At 49.1% G+C, this 23,697-nt stretch carries 20 protein-coding genes and 2 tRNA genes; 11 read left to right on the top strand and 11 right to left on the bottom strand.

Features of this window, described 5'->3' with window-relative positions; translation table 11 throughout:
• Positions 1-76 precede the first annotated feature (76 nt).
• Positions 77-2,617 carry a 5'-nucleotidase C-terminal domain-containing protein gene (locus SE18_RS10035; RefSeq protein ID WP_160319493.1) on the bottom strand — a complete coding sequence of 847 codons (2,541 nt, stop codon included), beginning with the start codon at positions 2,615-2,617 and terminating at the stop codon, positions 77-79.
• Positions 2,618-3,078: 461 nt separating this feature from the next.
• Here SE18_RS10035 and SE18_RS10030 point away from each other — a divergent pair, with 461 nt between their 5' ends.
• Both SE18_RS10030 and SE18_RS10025 read left to right on the top strand, forming a co-directional pair.
• A complete protein-coding gene (locus SE18_RS10030; protein ID WP_054534308.1) occupies positions 3,079-4,209 on the top strand; it encodes a peptidoglycan DD-metalloendopeptidase family protein in 1,131 nt (376 codons plus the stop codon).
• A 359-nt stretch (positions 4,210-4,568) separates the two neighbouring features.
• Positions 4,569-5,360, top strand: a complete 792-nt coding sequence (locus tag SE18_RS10025) for an E3 ubiquitin ligase family protein (protein ID WP_054534307.1) — start codon at positions 4,569-4,571, stop codon at positions 5,358-5,360.
• On the opposite strand, the gene SE18_RS10020 is transcribed toward SE18_RS10025, so the two are convergent.
• From SE18_RS10020 to SE18_RS10010, 3 genes are all read right to left on the bottom strand, one after another.
• The gene (locus SE18_RS10020) at positions 5,352-7,304 is read right to left on the bottom strand and encodes a glycosyltransferase family 39 protein (RefSeq protein ID WP_054534306.1); all 1,953 of its coding nucleotides are present in this window, start codon (positions 7,302-7,304) and stop codon (positions 5,352-5,354) included. The genes SE18_RS10025 and SE18_RS10020 overlap by 9 nt on opposite strands.
• A 73-nt stretch (positions 7,305-7,377) precedes the next feature.
• Positions 7,378-8,628 (bottom strand): M48 family metallopeptidase, encoded by a 1,251-nt coding sequence (locus SE18_RS10015; RefSeq protein WP_054534305.1) that lies wholly within the window; start codon positions 8,626-8,628, stop codon positions 7,378-7,380.
• 90 nt (positions 8,629-8,718) lie between these two features.
• Positions 8,719-9,114: an acyl-CoA thioesterase gene (locus SE18_RS10010; protein WP_054534304.1), complete on the bottom strand. Its 396-nt coding sequence runs from the start codon at positions 9,112-9,114 to the stop codon at positions 8,719-8,721.
• Between the two features lie 184 nt (positions 9,115-9,298).
• Between SE18_RS10010 and SE18_RS10005 the strand changes: the two genes are divergently transcribed.
• The 7 genes from SE18_RS10005 to SE18_RS09975 all read left to right on the top strand — a co-directional run bounded on the left by SE18_RS10005 (position 9,299) and on the right by SE18_RS09975 (position 13,471).
• On the top strand, positions 9,299-9,847 hold the full coding sequence (locus SE18_RS10005) for a DnaJ family domain-containing protein (protein ID WP_054534303.1): 549 nt from the start codon (positions 9,299-9,301) through the stop codon (positions 9,845-9,847).
• A gap of 3 nt (positions 9,848-9,850) precedes the next feature.
• Entirely contained in the window at positions 9,851-10,768 is a 918-nt protein-coding gene (locus SE18_RS10000; protein ID WP_054534302.1) for a cation diffusion facilitator family transporter, read from the top strand.
• 371 nt (positions 10,769-11,139) lie between these two features.
• A tRNA-Asp gene (locus tag SE18_RS09995) sits at positions 11,140-11,216 on the top strand.
• A 34-nt stretch (positions 11,217-11,250) separates the two neighbouring features.
• Positions 11,251-11,327 (top strand) — tRNA-Asp (locus SE18_RS09990).
• 59 nt (positions 11,328-11,386) lie between these two features.
• Positions 11,387-11,722 carry a hypothetical protein gene (locus SE18_RS09985; protein ID WP_054534301.1) on the top strand — a complete coding sequence of 112 codons (336 nt, stop codon included), beginning with the start codon at positions 11,387-11,389 and terminating at the stop codon, positions 11,720-11,722.
• Positions 11,723-11,777: 55 nt separating this feature from the next.
• Entirely contained in the window at positions 11,778-12,818 is a 1,041-nt protein-coding gene (locus tag SE18_RS09980) for a sensor histidine kinase (protein WP_054534300.1), read from the top strand.
• An 11-nt stretch (positions 12,819-12,829) separates the two neighbouring features.
• A complete protein-coding gene (locus SE18_RS09975) occupies positions 12,830-13,471 on the top strand; it encodes a response regulator (protein ID WP_054534299.1) in 642 nt (213 codons plus the stop codon).
• Positions 13,472-13,701: 230 nt separating this feature from the next.
• Here SE18_RS09975 and SE18_RS09970 read toward each other — a convergent pair whose 3' ends face one another.
• The 5 genes from SE18_RS09970 to SE18_RS09950 form a co-directional block, all read right to left on the bottom strand.
• Positions 13,702-15,810, bottom strand: a complete 2,109-nt coding sequence (locus SE18_RS09970; protein WP_054534298.1) for a two-component system response regulator — start codon at positions 15,808-15,810, stop codon at positions 13,702-13,704.
• A gap of 13 nt (positions 15,811-15,823) precedes the next feature.
• Entirely contained in the window at positions 15,824-18,442 is a 2,619-nt protein-coding gene (locus SE18_RS09965; protein WP_054534297.1) for a histidine kinase dimerization/phosphoacceptor domain -containing protein, read from the bottom strand.
• Between the two features lie 128 nt (positions 18,443-18,570).
• Positions 18,571-19,440, bottom strand: a complete 870-nt coding sequence (locus SE18_RS09960; protein WP_054534296.1) for an alpha/beta fold hydrolase — start codon at positions 19,438-19,440, stop codon at positions 18,571-18,573.
• 2 nt (positions 19,441-19,442) lie between these two features.
• Positions 19,443-19,661, bottom strand: coding sequence for a hypothetical protein (locus SE18_RS09955; protein ID WP_054534295.1), 219 nt, complete (start codon positions 19,659-19,661; stop codon positions 19,443-19,445).
• 11 nt (positions 19,662-19,672) lie between these two features.
• A complete protein-coding gene (locus SE18_RS09950) occupies positions 19,673-19,864 on the bottom strand; it encodes a hypothetical protein (protein ID WP_054534294.1) in 192 nt (63 codons plus the stop codon).
• Positions 19,865-20,003: 139 nt separating this feature from the next.
• On the opposite strand from SE18_RS09950, the gene SE18_RS09945 reads away from it, so the two are divergent.
• Positions 20,004-21,452, top strand: a complete 1,449-nt coding sequence (locus SE18_RS09945) for a serine/threonine protein kinase (protein ID WP_054534293.1) — start codon at positions 20,004-20,006, stop codon at positions 21,450-21,452.
• 24 nt (positions 21,453-21,476) lie between these two features.
• Entirely contained in the window at positions 21,477-22,517 is a 1,041-nt protein-coding gene (locus SE18_RS09940; RefSeq protein WP_054534292.1) for a glycosyltransferase family 4 protein, read from the top strand.
• A 251-nt stretch (positions 22,518-22,768) separates the two neighbouring features.
• Here the strand turns inward: SE18_RS09940 and SE18_RS09935 are convergent, their stop codons facing one another.
• A complete protein-coding gene (locus SE18_RS09935) occupies positions 22,769-23,182 on the bottom strand; it encodes a hypothetical protein (RefSeq protein ID WP_054534291.1) in 414 nt (137 codons plus the stop codon).
• 43 nt (positions 23,183-23,225) lie between these two features.
• Positions 23,226-23,687, bottom strand: coding sequence for a hypothetical protein (locus SE18_RS09930; protein ID WP_054534290.1), 462 nt, complete (start codon positions 23,685-23,687; stop codon positions 23,226-23,228).
• Between the last annotated feature and the right edge of the window lie 10 nt (positions 23,688-23,697).

The following is a 23,697-nucleotide window of genomic DNA, read 5'->3' as shown; positions in this document are numbered from 1 at the left end:
GAGTATGCCATTATATTAAAACAAACCGCTGAGTGTTAACCACTCAGCGGTATTGTAACGCGTTTTGCCAAAAGCTTTATTTGCCGACGACTGGCAGATACAGCTTATTGTTGACCACGGTCACCACGAAGGTTTGCTCGAAGCTATCTTCGCCATCATCAACCGTTACGGTGATGGTGGTTGTGCCAGTTTGGCCTGCGGCGGGAGTCAAGCTCAACGTCCGTTCAGCGCCAGTGCCCTCAAGCGTGATATTGGCATTTGGTACCAAAGCCGTGTTTGATGATTCAGCGCTAACTGTCAGGTTATTGACGCTATCATCAACATCGGCCAAGGTAAACAAAATTGGGCCAAGGGTTGAATTGATGTTAATCGTTTCATCAACGAAGCTTGAAAGCTCAGGAGCATCATTGACCGCATTGACCGTCAATTGCACCGTGCGCGTTACCGTGCTCAAGCCATCGCCAATCGTGAAGGTCAGGCTAGTGTTGCCCGAGGTATTCAAGGCTGGAGCAATGGTGAAGGTACGGGTGTAGGCATCAGTGCCAGCAGTCACCACAATATCGCCATCAGCAACCAAATCTTGGTCGCCAGAAACGGCTGTAATCGTAATATCGCTAGCAGCGGTATCGTTGTCGATCGCCCCAACCTGAACCGTGACTGGGGTATCTTCATCGGTGGTTACGCTGGTTATGTTGCCAGTAGCGTTTGGCTTGTCGTTGACCACAACCACAAAGGTATCGCTAGCTGAGCCTTGGCCAGTGACCCGCACCTGAATCGTTGCCGTGCCATAGCGGCCAGCAGCAGGCGTAACCGTGATGTTCCGCGTCGTGCCCGTGCCAGTAATCGAAATATTGGCATTTGGCACCAAGGTTACGTTCGATGAGGTTGCAGCCAATGTGACCGTCGTTGTATTAGGGTTGGTGACGAAGCGTGGGTCGACAATTTGGAAACTGATCGGCCCAGTCGTGCCATTTTCGACAATAACCGAATCTGGAATATCGTCGATTTGGGTTACGTCAAGCAAGCGATCTTCGATGCTTGGCATAATTGGCTGATGGGCATTAATGTATTCCAAAACCACATCGGCCATAACTGCCAAGGTTGTGCCTTTACCATCGTTCAACATGGTATAGCCGTCGCCACCAGCGTTGGTAAAGTCGTTGGTTGCCAAGGTATAGATCGAGGTTGTGTTTGAAAGCACCTGCGTGCCATCATTCAACGTGATCGATTGGACTTGCTGACCAATTGCTTTCGATGAATCAAAGGTTACTTTGAAGCCCGAAACTTGGGGGAAGCGCCCATTTGCGCCAGGCAAAGCACCCAAGCCAAATTCCATCACTTGCCACAATTGGCCACCAGTGACGGTGCGGGTTACGACGGTATTGCCAAATGGCAGCACTGCGTAAATATCGCCCAACACCAAATCGTAGCTTGGGCCAGCTGGGTAGCCAACGCTAGCGCGGCGCAAGTTGCGGTTCATTGGGGTATACGATGATGGCAAGGTATCGCGCAAGCCACCGCCGTTGGTAAAGGCGATTTGCGTGCCGTATTTCTCGCGCATTGCATCGGTCACCAAATTGCCTAACGGCACTTCAGCTACCCGTTCGACGTTGTTGCCACGGGTGTAGAAACCATGGCTCAAACCAATTGGCGTGTCAAATTGTTGGGCCAATTGAGCGCGGTAAGGCACCAACATCGCTTCGATGGCCGCATCTTTGGGCACATTCGCGGTTGGCGTTACAAAGGTAGCGCTCTTGTTGGTTACCGTTTCGGTGGTGGTATCGTAGGTCAAATTAACCTTCAGATACTGCAAACCTTTGCTCTTATTTTCGGTAACCAAGGCGCCGTTGATCGTATTTTGGAAGTTTAAGTCGGTGTGATCGCCTAAGATCAAGTCAAAGCCAGTCACGCCGTTAGCAAAATCGATCAATGGCCCTTGATTTGGCGCGGTAATCCCTTTGTGGGTGATGACCACAAATACATCAGCGCCTGCTGCTTCGGCTTGGGCCTTGGCATTCATCGCTGCATCTACCGAATCGGTAATTTGAATTGGCCCAAAGTTGCCTGGCTTGACCAAGCTTGGAGCTTCTTCGTTTACCAAGCCAATCACCGCCACTTGCACGCCTTGGAATTCGAAAATTTTATAGGGTGCTACGCCCGTCAACACGCCAGTGGTGTTGATCAAGTTGGCAGCTACATACTGGAAGGGAATCCCATTGTTGTAGCTTGAGCCAGGCGTTAATGGGGCGGTTGGCGAGCCAGCCAATTCGATCATCTGTTGCAAGTGGCCAACGCCGCGGTCGAAGTTGTGGTTGCCAAAGGTATTCACCTGAATACCCATCATGCGTTGGGCCAAGACTGCTGGCACTTCGTCAAACATCCCCGAAAGTGGCGGCGTAGCCCCAAAATCATCACCAGCAGTTAAGGTAATGGTGTTGGGGTTCGCAGTGCGATCAGCATTCCAATAGGTTGCAATCGTGGAAGCGCCCCCAGCCGCTGGCGTACCACTTGGGTCGAGTTGCCCGTGCCAATCGGAAACATTCAAGAGTTGAATGTCGACGATAGCAACCGGCGCGGCACTGGTCAAGGTTGAGCTAAGCGGAACAAGCGCACTCAAGATGGCGCAGAGAGCAACAAGGACAAGTAGTTTTCGTTTCGTCATAGGCCATGGGATGACAGAGGTTTGGCACCTTTGTCATCGTTCCCCCTTTCGTGGAGCGACAATGATCTCAATGAGCGTTTTGGCTGATCTGACTCAGTCTATTGTACTCGATCTTAATAGCAGAGCAACTGTTAGAAAACTTTAATTAGGGGTTAAATTTGGGTTATCTTGGCTAATAAAAGCTAAATATTTGATGAGAAGCAGCATACGCTCTAGGAGCGGTTTCAAAATCAATTATGAGAAAAAATGGCCATCAACTAGGCCAAATCGTAGCTATTTTTTAATCTTTCTGGCCCCGAATTATGTTGACGAGATCTGCAAGCCTTGGTATTCTCCCTCGCCGATACACCATGCATTGTGTATTGCATCCTTGTCTCGATGGTGGCTCCATGTTGAGCCTGTTTTCTGGAGGTTCCATGGTGAAGCGGACACTGCGCTCGGTGTTGTTTGGGTTTATCGGGGTCGCGGTGTTACTGGGGTTCGCCCAATCGGCACAGGCCGAAGGCAAGCCAACGTTCTATCTACCAACCCCACCTGGTCAAACATGGGAAGTTATTCAAGGCTATAACTGCGGAACACACGATAGTTGGGGGCGGCTCTCGTTCGATTTGGTCAATACCGAAGGCGATACCTACGGAGCACCCATCTATGCAGCAGCAGATGGCACAATCTTTTTCTGGACAGGCCGCTCTGGCTCGCTGATTCTCTCACACGGCGATGGCTACTACACGATGTACTCCCACTTGTCATCGTGGATCGAAGCACCAACTGGTACTTCGGTCAAACGCGGTCAGTATATTGGTAATGCAGGTGCTACGAATCCCTCACCCACAGTTCCCCATTTACACTTTACCGTATTCCGTGGCGATGGCCCATATGCCTACAATCGCCAACCGGTCGCTTTGGCCTTTGCTGAAGGCTATAACTTCCCGGATAACGGTGGCTGTAATCAATATGCTGGGAGTTTATTAACCGCCAATGGCGAGGCCGATACGATCGCTCCAACCTTAGAGTGGTCTGGCCCAGCCGAACGCACATGGGTTAATAGCGGGCGGCTCGATTGGCACTTGAGCGATAATCAAAGCATCCAAGGCTTTAGCCAAAACTGGGATGCCCCAGCAGCCAGCGACAAACCCCAATTTGCCGCCGAAACAGGCTACCTTGATCTGATCGCAGGTCAACATATCGCCAATGTTACGGCTTGGGATGCTGCTGGCAATACTGCAAGCTTCCAGCGCGAAATTTGGTTTGATCCAACCGCGCCCAGCCTGCCAACGACCACGGTCACCGAGAGTCTGACGCTCAACGGCAGCCAAAGCAGTTTGGTGCTCAATTGGCAAGCTGCTAGCGATGCAGATTCGGGCCTGCGCGGCTACCAAATCTATTTCGGCACCGATCCGCAAGGCACGGGCGAGTGGTTTGTCGCCGAGCAACAAGTTGATGTTGGCCTACGCGAACCGGGCTTGTATTATTTCCGCATTCGTAGCGAAGATAATGCCCATAATTTCAGCGAATGGACAACCCTGCAAACCGTGCAAATTAACTAAAGCTCCAACTATTCTACCCAATTTATAGCGTATAGCCGCGCAATTGAAAGTGCGTTGAGCTATACGCTATTTTTCACCTCACATTTAACCCAACCCAGCGACTTTGCCGAACGCGATTTTGTTGCGCCCAATGTTCACGCAACAGCCTTGGGAACACAGGATCAATTTTGGGCATAGCTTGAAACCAGCGGCGTGCATTATCTCGCAATCACTGTGGTAGCTGATGGCACACTCACTACTGAATCAAGCTTGAGCCGTTAAATCCCCCCAAAGGTGTTGAAAGTAAGAATTGAGTGTCATTGCATAGCCGATGCATGACCTTTATATTTAGCTTACTAGCCTTTGGGAGGATCGCTGATATGGTGTTCTTTGGGATCATCTTGCTGATCGCTGCTGTCATCTGCTTCTTCTTCGCTCGCAGTCAATCCAACAAACTGGCCGATCTGAATGCCACCGACACTTACACCACCACAATGCTGCATGACCTGCACAAAAAGGTTGTTGAAACGCTCGGGGCTGAAGCACTTGCCGAACCCTGCGAAATCGAAGGAACCGTCAGTTGCGATAATCCATTAGTCGCCCCGATTTCTGGCAAAACCTGTATTGCCTATCGCTTTTCATTAACCCGCGAATATAGTGAGGTTGTCCACGATACTGATAGCGAAGGCCGTAAACGCACCCGTACCCAAACGGGCAGCGAAACGATTAAAACCGAGGAAGAATGCGCCTATTTCTGGATCAACGATAATTTTGGCAAGGCCTGGGTTGATCCAACTGATGCTGAAATTGAGTATGTAGCAGGTCAAAATATTTTGCTGCCTTCGCCTGATAAAGCTTCGATTCTGCAATTTGGCGATTTTGAATTCGCTGCCCCAGCCTCAAACAAAGGCGCTCGCCGCACGACCGGCTATCGTGCGCAAGAAGAGCTGTTTACCGATGATGGACGAGCGTATATCCTTGGCTGTGTAGTTGATGACGAGGGTGAACCAACGATCGCTTATCGCGATAAGAAGCTTAAACGCATGATTATCAGCCGCCAAACTGAACGCGAGCTGGCCAAAAGCGCCGCCGGATGGTCACGCAACTTGTATTATGGTGCTGCTGGCACAGCCATCGCTGGCATCATTTTCACCGTAATGGGTTTACTTTAAGCTGCCATAAACCCGTAAAATTGGATCGATTGCACTGAGGTGGCTCAAGGCCCATGCCAAACAGACAGCTTGGGCTGCCTCAGCCAACCAACGACTGCCACGCGGCCAGCGCCATGCCTGCCCACGCAACCACTCCAGCCAATAAGCGCCCAATACCAACAACAACGGCACAATCGGCAAATAAAAGCGATCTTTGTTCCAGGTCAGGGCAATAATGAGAATGTAGCACAAGCTCAGCCATGCCAATAAGCTCAAGCGGGCATCAGCGCGTTTTAGCAGCGCCAAGCCCAAGCCCAAGAGCATCAATAAGCCAAAAGGCCAGATAAAAATCGTGTGCAAGGTGAAGCTGAAAAATTGGCTTAAATTCGCTTGCCAATGGCCAAACAAGCCATAAGGATCAAAGGCCACAATATCATACAGCCCGGTTTCGCTGGCGGTCGTTGCAATCGCATCTGGGCTATCAGCAGCCACCACCGGATCAACCCGATTGTAGGCGGCCTGCCAAATATTTTCATATTGTTGCGAGAAGAAGGGTCGTCCTGTATCACGAATATCAAGCACCCACTGCGGCGCAGAGCCAAGCACAAATCCCATCACCAGCAGAATTGGGCCAAAGAAACGACCCAAACGCTGCGGCCAACGCTCCGGCACAGGCAATGCTTGCAGCCACAACCAAGGCAACACCAACACCATCATCACAATCGATTGAAAACGGAATAAGTAGGCTACGCCCAAGAGCAAACCAGCGAGCGCAACCCGGCGTTTGCTTAGCGCTGGCTGCCAGAGCAACACCAGCAAGGCTGCCAAATAGGCTGGCAATTGCACACTATCGCTGCTTGCAACCACGCCAAACGCCAGCAATAACGGGGTCGCCAAGGCCAATACCAAGGCCAACAGTGCGCCACGTAAGGCCAAAATACGGTAAGCAATTAGCGCCGTGAGGAGCAAGGTTAAAATGATGCTGATAAAACCAGCCGTCTGACCAATCGCTAACTGATCGCCATCCCAGAGCAGGCCAAGCCACAAAATCAGCGGAAAGCCAAGCGGATAAAAGGGATGCGCCCGAAAAACTGAGGCTGCTGAGCTACCATGATTCGAGTGCCAGCCAAAATCAGGCCCTTGCACCAGCCACCACCTACGCGAAAGCAGCATGACGATTGCGGCAATGCCAATTAAACTTAGCACTGGCAGCGCTTGCTGCCAACCTTGCCAAGGCCAACGCAACAATGCCAACGCCGCCAACGGCAAAATCAACAAACTTGGCGCAAAGCGAATTGGCCACCACACCGCCTGATCATTGGCCAACCAGGTCAAACCGCCCAGTATTAAGCTCGCCCCAAGCGCTGTCGCGGCCAACCACAGCCATGCTTTGCGCTGTTGCGGCCTGATCAAAGCTGTTAAACTCACTACCAAGGCCGTAATCCAAGCAAATGGCAACAGCGATAGACGGCCAGCTGGCGCCCAACTAAGATTTTGCACAACCACACCTAATTCGCGTTGATCGCTGCCTTCAAGCACTTGCAACTCGCTACTGAGGCTCAGTTGCTGATCGCTCGCCCAACGCAGCCAATTCAACGACGCATCTGGTTGCCAGAAAATTTGATAATAGCGCGGCGCATTGCTAATCGGCAGATTCAACACTTCATGGCCAGCAGCATTCAGCTGCACAAGAGTTGTGGTTACTGGCGAAACAAGCGTCAAACCAAGCAGATAGCTGGTATGCGTGGCTGGCGAACCAATAATGGCCTGGCCGTTGGTCCAGCGATAGGCGCCCAATTCTGAACGTTCTTTGGTTTGAAAACCTTCAACCAACCATGGCGAATCGGTTTTGCCGCCAATCGTAATTTGGGCCGGGCTGCGTTGCAGCACCCAAACCAAGGTTATTGCTAAACAAAGGCCTAAAATAGCCAGAAAGCTGCTGATTTGAATAATTCTACGCTGCACGATTGGCCAATCCTTGTCACCTAAACCAGTTCAGGCCCATCGTAGCATATCCGCAGCAATTCAAGCAATTCAGCTATTGCTTAATCCATTGGCTGCGTAAACGCTGCATAACTTGGGCTTCATAGCCCAATAATTCACGGGTAATCGAGGCCATAGCATTTGGCTCAGCCTGAATCAAAGCTTGGCGTGGCGCAATCGTACTCAGAAATTCAATTCGATGCGCGGTTGGCGGATGCGAAGCATCAAGCAATGAACCTTCCAAGCGCGCTACTCGGCGCAAGCGCTCACGTTCATGGGTAGGAATTGTCGCCACATGCTCAGCCATACTCTGCAAAATATGCGGTTTGGCTGGGCTAAGCACAGCCCGTTGAATCGCCAAATGACATGAATCATCCAAATGCAGCCGATCCAAAAGGCCAATCGCTGCGCTGCTGCCAGCCAATTCGGCGGCTTTATAATCGGCCAAATATTCGGCTCGCTGACGCTCACGGCCTGCCAAAAGCACCATCAGCTTCAGCCACCCCAGCAGAATCAGACAAAAACCGCGCAGCAAAAGATTAAATGGGGCGATCAAAAAGCCCTTCAAGCCCAACTCAGGCACCACTAAGCGCGGTGGATAGATTGTTGTAATCCAAGTAGCTAAGGCGTTAATCGCTGAAGAAATTAACAATGATCGATTGCTATCATTGTTGATACTATGGCCAATTTCATGGGCAATCACGGCAATCCGTTCTTGGTTACTCAAGGCCAACCATAAGGGCAAACCTAAGCCTAGAACGTGAGTGCGCCGCCAACCCAAACGCCCAAAGAACGCATTAAAGTCCTCGTTAATCACCACTACTTCAATCGGCTTGGCCCCAAGCCTAGTCGTCATCTGATTAAGCAATGCAAATAAGTTTGGCGCTTCTTTCGGAGTTAAAATCAATTCATCGCCTGCAAACGTGCCCCATGTTGGCCGCAAAATCCAGACCATGCCCAACAATACAACCCCAAAAACCAGCGCAAACGGATTCGGCCAGCCATCGATCAGCAGCAGCAAGCCTAAACCAAGAATTAGCAGGGTAAACCCATGAATAACACAGGCCATCAGCCCAACAAGTATTTTATTGATCGTCCAGCGGGGCTGTAAATCATTCAGTGAGCGCATTTGATGCAGCATTTGCCTACCCAAGCGCTTGCTTACATTGGTATAGATTTTTTCGAACATGCCATAGCTTTCGGGCAGTGAATGAGGCTTGATATTCCAGCCACATTCACACCATGGCAAATAGGCGGCGTTGAGCGCAAGCTGACGATGGCACTGGGGACATGCTTGTTGCTGCATAAAACTCTCTCATCAATCAAAAATCGATGTTGGGGTTAGGGCTAGTCTAGCGCAGATGCAACGAACCACAATCGGACATACGACCGAGATTTAAGCGCCTTGATAGTTGGCAACCTGCTGGCGAAACGAATCGGGAATTGGCACCGAACGCTGGGTTTTGAAATCAAACCAAATCAATTCGGTCGAGCCTTGGGTCACAATTTCGTTGCCGCGCTTGAGGGTATACAGCAGCGTAAAGCTTTTGGTGCCAATTCGCGAAACTTCCACCCTGCCCTGTAATTGGTTGCCAAAGAAGACTGGCTTAAGGTAGCGCACCGTTGCCTCGCCCAAAATAAACGGCACATCGGCCAACTCTACCGCGCCCAATAATTCAATTGCAAACTGTAAACGCAGGGTTTCAAAATAGGTCAAATAGACAGCATTATTGACATGCCCAAGCCCATCCAAATCGCGAAAACGCACTTCAATTGGATATTCAAACGCCATCGATAGCCTCCAACTAGCCAAATAGGCATCTAATTTGGATCATTGTAGCAAATTTCTCAAAACAGTAGGCTTGTTGATAACCTTGTCTTTCGCAAATCTTTGTGATATTCTGCACATATGCTGTAGCAAGGGCAAGCGCATGGGGCAATTGAACTGGCAAGCAGCGTCACAAGGGGGTTTTAGCATGAGCGACAATCCATTTCTTGACCGATTCCGTGAGCAAAGCCGTACTTTAGGCAAAACCAAACCACAAACACCAAGCGAAACGCTGAGCGAAGCAGAAAAACCGAAACGCGGCCCATCGCTCACCGCTCAACGCGCTGGCTCAATTGCCGAACAGCGCATTCAAGCAGCCATGGAAGATGGCATGTTTGATAATTTGCCCGGCGAAGGCCAGCCAATCGATTTAAACGACGATATGTATATTCCCGCCGACATGCGTATGGCTTTTCGGGTGATGAAAGGCAATGAGCAAGGCTCGCCATGGGGTTCTGCCCAACACGATTATAATAACCACATGAATCGCTACCAAATTTGGTTGCGCAATAATCGTGAAACATGGGCAACGACCAGCTTCAACGAGCAAGAACGGCTACGCCAAGAGTTGCATATTTGGGTGCGTGATCTCAATACGATCATTCATCAGCTCAATGCAATGGTGCCCAACGACAAGTTGCGGGTTGGGCTTGTTGTCTATGAACGCGAATTGCGGGCCTTAGAAAGCGCCCTATAAGTTATGTTAAGTGGAAAACAGCGCTATGCTTTATTATCAATTGCTGCTGCATGCATCACGATTGGGTTGAAGTTTGGCGCGTATCTTTTGACTGGATCAATCGGGCTTTTTTCGGATGCTGCTGAATCAGTTGTTAATTTAATTGCCGCCATGATGGCCTTGTGGATGTTGACCATCGCCATGCGCCCGCCCGACCACGACCATGCCTTCGGCCACACCAAAGCTGAATATTTTGCTAGCGGCCTAGAAGGCATGTTGATTATGCTCGCTGCGGGCAGCATCATCTGGACAGCCTGGCCCCGCGTTTTAAATCCAACCGAGATCACACGGCTCGATCTTGGCTTAGGGCTTTCGATTTTGGCCACTGCAATCAATGGTGGCGTTGCTTGGATTATTATGCGGGCTGGCAAACGCCTACGCTCCATTACCCTCCAAGCTGATGCGCATCACTTATTTACCGACGTATGGACAACGGTTGGCGTAATTGGTGGGATTTTACTGACCAAAATAACTGGCTGGCTCGTACTTGACCCATTGATTGCCATCGCTGTGGCCTTGCATATTATCTGGATTGGCTTTCGAATTCTGCGCGAATCGGGATACGGCTTGCTTGATAGCGCCCTATCCGACGAAGATCAAGCAGTGATTGAAGATATTCTGGCGCGTTATCGCCAACGGGGCTTAGAATTTCATGCGCTGCGCACTCGCGTGGCCGGTCCACGGCGCTTTGTTTCGTTGCATGTGCTTGTACCAGGCTCGTGGAGCGTGCAAAAGGGCCATGATGTTTGTGAAACAATCGAGTTGGCGATTGCCGCAGCGCTGCCCGATAGCCATGCAATCACCCATCTCGAACCACTCGAAGACCCAGCCGCTTGGGATGATGAAGGCTTAGATCGGGTTAATCACGAACCGATTAATTGATATTCAATATTGCTTATACCCTCATCACACGAGCTAAAGAACTAGGTAAAATCACAGCATTGGGAATTAGAATCACCCCAAATAATCCACAAAACAGCTATTTGGGGGGCAGGAGGATGAAAATCCCCGGCGTTTCCCGCCGGGGCGGGACGGAAGGGTGGCGAAACAACCTTGAAATCCGCCCATTAGCAATCCAGCAATCGCAATCTTAACTTCCCAAGCTACAGCAAAAGTAAGGCTAGAATCCTTTTTTAATGTGACGAGAAATCGCTAGCGATTTTAAGGCTTAGGTTCTGACTGATTCATTCCATTTGCAAAAAAAACGAGTCTGTGGTAGTATATCCCCGTTGTCGCGAGGCAAGCAAAAACGCGGGCTCGTGGTGTAGCGGCCTAACATGCCACTCTGTCACAGTGGAGATCGGGGGTTCGAATCCCCTCGGGCCCGCCAATTTTTATCTGCCAGCGCAACAACAACCTGATCGGGGCTCGTGGTGTAGCGGCCTAACATGCCACTCTGTCACAGTGGAGATCGGGGGTTCGAATCCCCTCGGGCCCGCCAGACGATACGGACGTAGAACACTCTACGTCCGTATTTTGTTTTAGCACTGCGAGGATGATGTGCTACGAACAAAAATCCGCTTTGTTACGCTATTTTGGCTTGCTGCTGCCTTGATCGCCAGCGCAGCCGTGATTAACGTGTTTTGGCAGCCATTTTCATGGGCTTTGATCTTGCAAACAATTGTGCATAGTTGCGTGGCTGGATTAATCGCGGTCTATGCTTTAGCAGTGCAACGAACGCCAAATCACCATCATCGCTATCGGCGCAGCCTGCGTGATTTGCTGAGCCTGCGCTTTAGCTGGATGCCATGGCACTTTGCGCGTTTGGCCTATGCCTTGGTCTTGCTTGGCTGCGCCGCTGGCATTGGGGTTGTTCTGCTGATTCTATTGGGCTAAAATCTAGGGCTCAATCTTGATTTAAAAGATTGATGGTTGATGATACAATACAGCTATGCGACGGATACCACTGATTTACCAGATTTTAATTGGCAATAGTGCAATAGTTTGTTTAGGCGCAATCGCTGGCACCGCAATCACGCGCCGCTTAGCAACAACCGAAGGCCTGACCTTGACGGTTGTTTTTTCGTTGATCGGAGTCGTACTAAGCGTGGCGGTCAATTATGTGGTTTTGCGAGTAGCCTTAGGCCCACTCACCAATCTGCAAATTGCTGCCGAACGGGTTACCGACGGCGATTTGAGCGTGCGCGTGCCCCAAACCAGCGCTGGCGATACCCAAATTGCCCAACTTTCGCAAGCCTTCAATGCAATGCTTGATCAAGTTGAGGACGACACACGGGCAATCGAGCGTTCACGTGCCTTGACCGAGCGCCTAACCCAGCAGGTGATCAATGCTCAAGAAGAAGAACGGCGACGGATCGCCCGTGAATTGCACGACGACACGGCTCAATCACTAGCAACCTTGGTGATCTATGCAGAAACTGCCGCCCAGAATCCACAAGCGCAAGCAGTTCGTGAACGGCTGATCGGCCTACGCGATTTGGCGGGAAATACACTCGAAGGCGTGCGCACGATTATTGCCGATTTACGTCCATCGCAGCTTGACGACCTTGGCTTGGCTGCCGCCGTGCGCGCCCAAGCAGCAGAACGTCTAGCCCATCGCGGCATTCGGGTTGATGTGCAGGTGCGTGGAGAGGAACGGCGCTTGCCCTCAGCCGTCGAAACTGCACTCTATCGCATGCTCCAAGAAGCATTCAGCAATATTGTAAAACACGCTCAAGCCTCGTATGTTGAGGTCGATATTGACCTCACCAATCCCCAAATTGTACGGGCTAGGGTTGAAGATAATGGCGTTGGCTTCGATCCCAATACAATCAATCCCGAGCGTGATGGCCGTGGGGTCGGCATGTTCGGGATGTATGAGCGGATTAACCTGCTCGGCGGAACAATGGTGATTGATAGTGCCCCAAGCATTGGCACCGAATTGACAATTACCGTTCCCCTAGAGCCAGTTACCCAAGCCAGCGCCGCCTAAAGGATTGTGCTATGGCAATTGCCGAAATAACAATTTTATTGGCCGACGATCACGCTGTCATGCGCGATGGCGTGCGCATGGTCTTGGAAGCCCAACCCGATTTTCGGGTCGTAGGCACCGCCAACGATGGAACTGAAGCTGTCGATTTGGCCGATGCCTTGCACCCCGATTTGGCTGTTTTGGATATTGCCATGCCTGGCATGAACGGCCTTGCCGCAGCTCGCGAAATTCGTTCGCGCTCGCCAGAAACCAAAGTCATCTTTTTGAGCATGCACGAAGGCGAAGAATATCTCAAGGAGGCGCTGCGAGCTGGCGCAACTGGCTATGTGCTTAAACGCGCCGCCGCTACCGAGCTGGTTTCGGCAATTCGCGCTGTGCAACGTGGCGATTCGTATCTCGACCCCGCCTTGATTGCCAAACTCAACCAGTTGGGCGATAGCGATACCGTAAAGTTTGCCGATTTGACCGAGCGTGAATTAGAGGTGTTGAAATTGGTCGCCGAAGGCTTGACCAACCGCCAAATTGCTGCCCAATTGGTCATTAGCGTCAAAACTGTGCAAAGCCATCGCACCAATATTATGGAAAAACTCGACCTCCACGATCGCACCGACTTGGTTAAATATGCTATTCGCCGCGGCATGATCGAACCGTAATTTAGGTTATGAGAAGAGAGTTGAAGGCAAGAAGGGAAATTTGACAGCCATTATTCTAGTGCTATCGTAGCACTAACATAACAGCATAAGCAAAATTCAACCTCTTTTTGTAGCAGCCAATCAATCATCAATCTGTGCAATTGCCGCCCAATATTACCGAATTGCTCCCCACTGAGAACTCAAACCACCACACTGTTATGTCAATATACCCTTTTGGATTGAAAAATCTCCTATTGAGCAACATTGGCATTGAGCGGAACCATCACATGGCCTTGAGCAAAACGGCTAATTAACGCGTGGGCTTCTTCTGGCGGCAACGCCTTGGAATACCACCAGCCTTGGCCAAAATCACAGCCCATTTCAATCAACATTTGGGCAGTTTTGGCATCTTCAACACCTTCAGCAACCACAGCACAGCCCAATGAACGCGCCACCAAGCTAATCAATTGGGCAATTGAATGGTTACTGGCCCCACCTTCGCTATGAATAAAAGCTCGATCGATTTTTAAAACATCGATTGGCGCGCCATGCAACAAGCTCAGCGAAGCATAGCCCGTGCCAAAATCGTCGATATGCACTTGCACGCCCATCTCATGCAATTCGCGCATCACCTCAACCGCCCGATTGCTTTGCATCATCACACCTTCGGTAATTTCGGCGCATAAATGCCGAGCGGGCATGCCAGTTTCAGCCAAAATAGTGTGCACTTGTTGAATTAAATTGGCCTGAAAAAATTGGCGATGGGTAAAGTTAACGCTTAATTCCAAGGGCGGATGAAACTGAAACTCGGTTTGCCAAGCCCAAACTTGCTCGCACGATTCGCGCAACAGCTTCCAGCCAATTTGGGCCAAAATGCCAGTTTCTTCGGCAATTGCAAAAAACGAGGCTGGGCCAATCACGCCTTGGGTTGGGTGATTCCAACGCAACAAAGCTTCAAAGCCCGACAATTCGCCAGTTGCCAGCTTGATAATTGGCTGATAGTGCAAGCACAATTCGTTACGCTCAACCGCACGCCGCAATTCAACCTCAACCTGCAACGTGCGCAAGGCCTCAACATGCATTTCAGCATCGAACACTGCCCGACAACCACGGCCCTGCGATTTCGCCCGATACATTGCGCTATCTACGTCGCGCAATACTTCGTGATAATGCTTGTAATGATCGTCGATCACCACAATCCCAATGCTGGCCGCAGTAAATACTTTATAGCCATCAATATGATATGGCTCGGCAACAACGGTTAATAAACGATCGGTTATGCGCAATACATCGTGTAGATCATTAATTCCATCGAGCAAAATCGTAAATTCATCGCCACCTAAGCGCGCAACTAAATCATGCGAGCGAATACAACGTTCTAAACGTTGACCAACTTGAATGAGTAATTTATCGCCAACAATATGGCCTAAGCTATCGTTGATAACTTTAAAACGATCAAGATCGATAAACAGCACAGCGTGATGATGTTGCAAATGATAATGATCAAGAATATATTGCAAGCGATTGATAAACACATTTCGATTTGATAAGCCAGTTAGGGCATCGTGCATTGCCTGATGGCGAATATGCTCTTCAGCAGCATCAAGATCGCGCATATCACGCAATACCAAGACGATCCCAGCAATCCGATCATCTTCTTCGCGAATTTGCGAAATACTTGGAGCAACCATCAATTGTTCTTGATCGTTCACCAACATTTGACGAGGTAATAGAAGATGATGATTTGGTTGCTGAATTAAGGATTCGAGATCAAATTGATAGATCATTTGGCTTTCACGATCAAGGAGTTTTACCACATCGCCAATAAATTGCCCCACTAACGCATCGTTCGGCACGCGGAGTAAGTTGCTCGCAGTCGGGTTAGCAAATTTGATCAAGCCTTCAATATCGGTTGTAATAATTGCATCATCAACACTATTCAAGGTGCTTGAATACAACCGCTCCATCCGCCGCAAGCGCTGATCAACCCGATGGCGATATAAGCCCATCTCGATTGCGCTCAGCAAATCACGATCTTCAAACGGCTTGACCAAGTAGGCATATGGCTCGGTTGCTTTGGCACGGCCCAAGGTTTCCGAATCGGAATAGGCGGTCAGATAAATAATCGGCAGGCCATAAACTTTTTGCAACTGCTCGGCGGTGCTAATTCCATCAAGCTTGCCCTGCAAATGAATATCCATCACAACCAAATCAGGGCATTGTTGGGCAATAAAATCCAGCGCATCTTCGCCACGGCTAAAGCTGCCAATCACATTGTAGCCAGCCGCCCTGAGCGCCTGCTGCATATCCAAGGCCACAATCACTTCATCTTCAACTATCACAATACTTGCTTTACTCATTGCGCAAAATCCTTTATTTGTATGGAATTGTTAACTTAAAGACTGTGCCAGACGTTGAAAGTTGCTGGATTGTGGCACCCAACTGTCGAATCAGGGCATAGACCAATTCAAGCCCCATGGAGTTCGAGGTTGCACGATCGGCTGGAAGTCCAATCCCATCATCGCCAATTTCAAGCTCAACATGCTGTTGATTACTAGTTCCTTTGAGCCAAATCGTGCCGCTTGCTCGCGCAATAAAAGCATGTTTAAAACTGTTCGTCAAGAGTTCATTGATAATTAATCCTATTTGAATGGTTGTATCAGTATTAAGCGTAATTGGTTCAAGCATAACCTGAACTGAAATTGTAGGCCGATTAGTATGCGAACGGCGAAAAAATTGCACTAAGTGTTTAATATATTCAGCCAAATCAATCGAACGCAAATCTGATGAACGATATAGCTGTTCGTGAACTAACGCCATGGCATGAATGCGGCTTTGGCTTTCCAAAAAGCGATCACGAGTAGATACATCGCTAATCTGACGTGCTTGCAAATTAAGCAAACTAGAAACAATTTGCAAATTATTTTTAACTCGATGGTGAATCTCTTGCAGCAGCACCATTTTTTCTTGCAACGATGCTTGCAATTGTTCACGATGCAAATAGAGTTCAGTTACATCTTGCAAAGCAGATAAAACTGAGGTTGCATAACCAGTTTCATCACTTTCAAATACTGTATCATAGCTCACAATCCAATGCCATTGACCATCACGATGCTTAATCCGAAAGCGATTTTGGATAATCGTGCCAGGTTTTGAATTATAGAGACTTGGCAGATAGGCATCAATTTCAATCAAATCATCAGGATGAATTAAACTACGCAAATCCATTTCTTCCATTCCCACCATTTCATCTATTTCATAGCCAAGCATCGAACTCAATGAACGATTGATATAGGTAACTTGATTAATTCGCACATCATACATATAGACAATACATGGAATTGAATTATTAATTTGCTCGACCAAACGTTTGCTTTCTTCCAACGATTGTTGTAAATTTCGGCTTTCAGTAATATCGTCGAGCACAAAACAAAAACGCTGATCAATTGGCGAGCTTGTGACAACTGGGCTTAAGGTTGCTTTATACATAATCGTTGAATCAAATGGATCTGCATAATCAAAATGTTCTGGTTGGCCTTTGGTGCGACTGCGCTGAAAAAATTGAATCCAGCGATCAATATCGCTTCGCGGAATCCCTAGCTCGCTCATCGTCATTTCACAATAATTAGCTGCCAAACACCATTGTTTAATTGTCATGGTATTTGCTGCCAGCAACACTAAATCAGCTTCAGGCGTAATTTCTACCACACCCATCATCACTGGCGTGCTTTCGTAAAAGCTACGTAATAGCGCTTGGCTTTCGACTAAGGCTTTTTCGGTATTGCGCCGGCGATCTAGTTCACGATTGAGCTGGACATTGGTTGTTGATAAGGCATTGGTGCGTTCTTCAACCTGTTCTTCTAAACGACGTACCATCAACATTAATGCTTGCTCTTGTTCATGCAATTCGGTATATAACCTGGTTTGTTCAAGCGCTTCTACAAAACGAGTACCAATATCACGCGCAATATCCAAATCTTCTTGCATAAATGGTAAATTGATATGGGTACGCAATAAGGTTAATACACCAACTGGATGATCATTCCAATATAAGCCTACAATTAAAACACTGTTGAGTTGATATGTACCAAGCAGCGATTGAAACTCACTAGCTTGTAAAATTGTTTGATGTTCGTAAATATTTAATGCTAAAGCTTGATTGGAAATTAATACCTGATTGCGCAACGAATCAGCAGCTAAATGATTTGCCCACTCCGCTGACATTCGATACAACTGGGTTCGATAATCGGCTTGTTGATGATAAAACATCTCTTGCTGAATATGACTGGTCTCGCCCATACTCAAAATTTGCAGCATACAGCCATCGCTAAAATGCTCGCATAAATGCTTGCTCAACGCCAAAAGCATGCGATCCAAATTCAAGCCAGTATGGGCCAAAATATGCGACGATGCGCTCATCATATGCATCCGTTGGTAGGCTTGGACTTCATACTCGCGAGCATAACGGGCATCAAGGTGCAAACTAAGGTTAGCAATTGCTTGGGCAAGCATCGTATAGAGAGGATGTTGGCGCGGTGGGCTAGCCTCAGCAACTTCCAGCAACACAATGCCCCATAAACGGCCATAGGCTTGAAGTGGAATCAACCAAATTGGCGCAGTGCTCGGCGGCAACAGCAAACCAGCTTCAGCAGGATTCGCCAAGCGTTGCGGCGTTTGCAACGCGTGGGCTGCATTAAAATAATGGGTTTCGAGCCAAGCCAAACGAATTGATTGAGGTACTACTTGGTATAGTTCGTGCTGGCCAATGACGAAGCTTTGCAGCAGGGTTTTCGGATCGGTCGGCAGGAATAAAAGCCATGAGGTAAGGTTGCTCAGCCACGGTTTGAAATAGGACACAAGGCTTTCGCAAGCGAGGCTTTCATTGGCAATCCAGCTCACAAACTGGGTTAATGCGTTATTCCAAGCCGTCGCTTGCTGTTCAATCGGCAGCGTTGGTAATGGATTAGAATCAGATTGTTGCAGAAAACCCATACCAGCACCGCCTTGTTATGATCAGCCAACTGGGCAAGGCAGATCATAACAAGGCTTCACAGGTTCGTCACGATGACTAGTGTCTCATTTGAGGGGTAGACATCTGGTCTAGCGAAATCCACCATGGCCTACCCCTCGCCCCGTACAAATGGGATCAAGACGGCATTGACTTCGTTGGGAGCCTCTTGCTGAACCCAATGGCTCACATCAGTTAAATAGCGAATCCGCAGGTCGGTAGCATAGCGCTCAGTGCCGTAGGTTAATTCTTGGCCAAGCGCTCCATCGGCAGTGCCCCAAATCAGCAAGGTTGGCGCATGCACCAAATGCGTGCTTAATTGATTTAAATGTTTCAATCCCTGCCGCACATACGCCCGATACCAATTAATCATCGCAGTTAATGCCCCAGGCTGGCGCCAAGCCTGATGATAAGCTTGAATATCGTCGGCGCTAAACACGCCAGGTCGTTGCACTGCGCTGGTCAAGGCTTTAGTCAAGAACTCAAAATTATTGCGTTTGGCAAACCACTCTGGCAAACCAGGTAGTTGAAACATAAAGATATACCACGAACGCAGAATTTGGCGTGGATTCGTCCAAAGATTTTTGATCATCAGCTTGGGATGGGGCAAATTCATCACTACCAAGCGCTCAAGATAGCCGTGATAGCGCATGGCAAATGTCCACGCCACCGCCCCGCCCCAATCGTGGCCAACAATCGTCGCCCGCTCAAAGCCCAAATGCTCGATTAATGCCCGCACATCATCAACTAAAAGATCAATTGTGTAATGCTGCCATAACGCTGGTTTATCCGAGAGGTTGTAGCCCCGTTGATCGAGCGCAACCACGGTATGGGTTTTGGCCAAGGCTGGGATTTGGTGTCGCCACGAATACCAAAACTCAGGAAAGCCGTGCAAAAGCACCACCAATGGCCCGCTACCAGCTCGCACATAATGCAAATTGAGGCCATTAATCAGAGCTGTTGCATGTTCAAGCTCGCTCATGCCTAATCCTCTTTTTGCAGCAAAACTTCACGGGCATTGGCAGCTTTGGCAGCCAGCACCCGAAAAGCATATTCGGTTTCCTGATCGTTATGCAAATGCGCAGGTTTCATCATCAGGCCAGCCATTTGTTGCAAATGGGCCAATTCGGCAGGGTTTTTGGCGGCAATTGCTTGGGCAATTGCCTCGCGAATATGCTGTTGAATCAATTCAATTGTTAACATTGTTATGCTCCTTAGGCTTGACTGGATTGAGCTAAATGGGTAAAGCGTTGGGCATTGGCTGCATCGCCAGCTTGTTGGGCCAGCGCGGCCAAAAATTCACACAAACGCTGCATCTGACGTAGCTCAATTTGGCCGCCATCAAGCGTTTTGCGGGCAATTAGGGCTTCTGCATAATCATAAACGTGATCAATTGATAGAGCCATCATTCACCTCCATAACCAATCAACTATTAATCGGGCAAGGCTGCCATCGCTGGAACTTCTGTGTTAGACTTGCAACAGTTGCCCACAGCATAGCGTAGCATACAACAGGGAAGGGTGCTGAGCCTAAGGAACCATCGATATGAGTATAGAAAACGAGCGAACGTTGTGTCCAATCTGTGGCACCGATAATCGCAATGATGCCAAATTCTGCCAACAATGTGGCAATAATATAGTTCTCAACAATCGTTACCGCATCACCCGTGCCATCAAAGAAGGCGGGATGGGCGCGGTTTATGCAGCAACCGATCAGAGCGGCAAACGCTATGCGCTCAAATCGTTGATCGATCGTTTCAACGATAAAGCTGAGCGCGACGAGGCGATTGAACGCTTTAAAGAAGAAGCCTCGATTCTGCGCGAATTAAAACACCCGCAAATTCCCCATGTTTATGGCAATTTTTTACATGGTGGGCGCTATTACCTCGCGATGGATTTTGTCGAAGGCGACGATTTAGAAGATTTGCAGCGCCAACAGCCCAACGAGCAATTCGATGAACCAACTGTTTTGCGCTGGGCCGAGCAAATTGCCAATGTGCTCGATTATTTGCACGAACGACGCTTGATTTACCGCGATGTGAAGCCCTCGAATATTATGATCGAGCGCAAAACTGGCAATGTTAAAGTTGTCGATTTTGGCATCGCCAAATTGTTTCAGCCCAACGAACGTGGCACGCTGATTGGCACGCCTGGCTATTCGCCACCTGAGCAATATCAAGGCCAAGCCACGCCCCAATCGGATATTTACGCTTTGGGCGCAACCTTGCATCATCTTTTAACTGGCCGCGACCCACGTGATGAAGCGCCATTTTCGTTTCCGCCAGTGCGCGATTTAGCGCCTAAGGTTTCGGTTGCCACCGCGCAAGCCATTAGCGTGGCCTTGGAGATGGAAATTAGCAAGCGTTGGAAGAGCGCAGCGGCCTTTCGCGCAGCCTTGCCCTTGGAATCGTTGCATAAACCCAAGCCCAAGCCAAAACCACAGCCAACCGTTATTCTGGAGCAAAAACCACAAAAACCAGCTATGGCCGCCAGCGTAGGCTCAATTCCGCAGCCGCAAAAAGCTGCCCCAACCAGCAGTACCAAGCCAAAACCAAAGCCCAAAAGCCAACCCTTGCCCACCAAGCTTAATGCCAAGACCCAAAAACGCTTCCGCCCATGGATTCCGCTTTTGACCTTGATGGTTGTCGGAGCCTTGTTAGCACTCGGCATTCCAGGCATGGATCAAAAGATCCTTAATTTGTTCAACGCTAGCCCAACCGCCAGCGTCACGCCAATTCCACAAGCGGCTAGTAATCGCTGGGTCGAGAAAAATATTGTGGTCAGTGTCGCTGAAGGTACATCAGATGCAGAGATTGCCAACCAACTCAAGCAGCAATATCGTCAAACAGTAGTTGCCGAATTTAGCAATGCTGCTAAAATCAACGAGGCATCGCTGACCTTTGTGGGCGGAAATCCACGCAATATCGGCACCGATGCTAGTGGCATCCGCTATGAAGTGACCATTCGAGCCTCGGTTGCCATTCCTAAGCCCTAAACAGCGATAGGAATTACAAACATTATGCTAAAGCCACTGTACATCTCGCCGCTCGGCAAGGGCGGCGTTGATATTGGCATTCAAAATATCACCCGTGCCATGCAACGGGCTGGACATCAGCCAAGTTTACGCCGTTTATCGCACCTATTTAATTTTGCTCCCATGGCGGCAAAATTAGCCCTAGGCCGCAATTGGTGGCAAGGCCATGATTTGGTTCAGGGTCGTTCACGCTGCGCTTGGGCCTTGCGCGCACCAGGTTTGCCGCTCGTTACCACTGTGCATCATATTGTGACTGACCCCTTGCTGCAACCCTACAGCTCGCCACAACAACGCTTGTTCTATCGCTTGGTCGAAAAAACCTACGATGGCTTGTCGGTGCGCTTGGCCGATGAGGTAATTTGCGTCAGCCGCTACACCCAGGAGCAAACCCGCCGCACCTACGGCGACCGCCCGACAACCGTGATTTACGATGGGATCGACACCGAAGCGTTTACGCCAGCACCTGATTTTGAGCGAACAAACGATTTGCCTGCGCATCCAGTGCCAATTCGTTTGTTGTTTGTGGGCAATCGCACGCGGCGCAAAGGATTTGACCTATTGCCCAAAATTATGGATCAACTTGGGCCGCAATATGTGCTGTATTACACCGAATCGTTTCAAGGGGTGCAAGCAGCGCCGCCGCATCCGCAGATGGTGCGCATCGGCACACCCGACCGCGATGGCTTGATCGCCGCCTATCGTTCGTGCGATATGTTGCTGTTTCCAGCGCGGGTTGAAGGCTTTGGCATTGTCGCGGCAGAGGCAGGAGCCTGTGGCAGGCCCGTCATCACCACCAACGCTTCGGCCTTACCCGAAGTCGTCAACCATGGCGAAACTGGCTTGCTCTGCGAATTGGATAACGTTCAAGCCTTTGTCCAAGCCATTCAGGAGCTAGGCGAAGACCCAGCCCGCCGCTTGCAGATGGGCCAAGCAGCGCGCGAACGCGTAGCCAGCAATTTTGGCTACGCTGTGCTAGCCCGTAAGCTTGAGGCTGTCTATCGCCGCGCCTTATTTGGCTCAAATTAAGGAGTTAATCAGCTTACTGTTTACGTACCTGTCACTTATTCAAGGACGAGAAGCGCTACGCATTCTCGTCCTCAGCATTTCTCGACTCCGTACCAAAGCATGGCAAGTTCAGCGCTGAATTGCTGTTTGCCATCGATTGTTATTTAGGGAGTGCAGGGGGATGAAAACCCTCCTGCGTTCCCCGCCTTGAGGCGGGGCGGAGGGGTGGTGATCGATTTCAAGTATCATGGAACTATATTCACTAATATGAATTATTTGCTTGGTGCAAACCACGCCCGGGTTTTATCGCGTGATAAATACCAAATAATTAACATTGTGAGCAAAGCAGCAATAATCGTCCATAGGGTTATATACTCGGCAAAAAACCGCAAATAGATGCCATAGCAAACCAAAATAATAGCTTCAACAATGACTGCCCACTTGCGTGCTTTCTCACGCAAATTAAACAACCCTTGTGCAATTTTGAAATGAAAAACCGTAGCAACTACAAAAAGCGGTAGCATAACCACCGTTTGTACGAAATACGCACGCTCCATATCCAAAAGCCGCAACCCATAAATAAACATCATCATTCCCGCCAAAGCGCCGCGGCCTGCAAACATAAAGCCAATCAAAACTAATCCCAGCGGCTTTTTACCATAGCGTATTTGTTGAATCTGTTGCATGGTTGTATTTCCTTCTTATTTTGGTCAATATTCGATTCGTTGCTTAATATTCAGGCTGAAATACATCTATCGTTTCTGGCTGTTGCAAATAATAAATAATTACATAACTCAGTGCAATCACCACCGCCTCGATCCAAAAATACCAAGCGAATTGAGCAATACTCAATCCAGCCAACCCAATTACTGTCCAATCCCACCAAATTGTTGCAGTTCGCGCAAACGGATATTTTTTAAGCAAGCCAATGCCAAGCAACGTATGGATAACAGTGGCAACCACAATAGCTCCGATAAATACCAATGCTAACCAATGGCGAGTTTGAATCCAATGTTGCAGCAAATCCAAGCCTGTACTGCTAGCCCCAAGCGGATCAATCACGCCTGAACCTTGTTGTAAAGCCCAAAATAAGGCATAGCAACCAAAGAGGGCCGTCGCAAATTGATAGCCAGCAATCAGTTTTACTGGCAATGGAGTTGGCTTTAATGATGGTACAAATAACGCTTGCATCGTGGTCTCA

The organism is Herpetosiphon geysericola (assembly GCF_001306135.1).
Lineage (GTDB): Bacteria > Chloroflexota > Chloroflexia > Chloroflexales > Herpetosiphonaceae > Herpetosiphon > Herpetosiphon geysericola.
The sequence above is the reverse complement of the archived record's forward strand: the minus strand, read 5'-3'. Positions and strand labels throughout refer to the sequence as shown.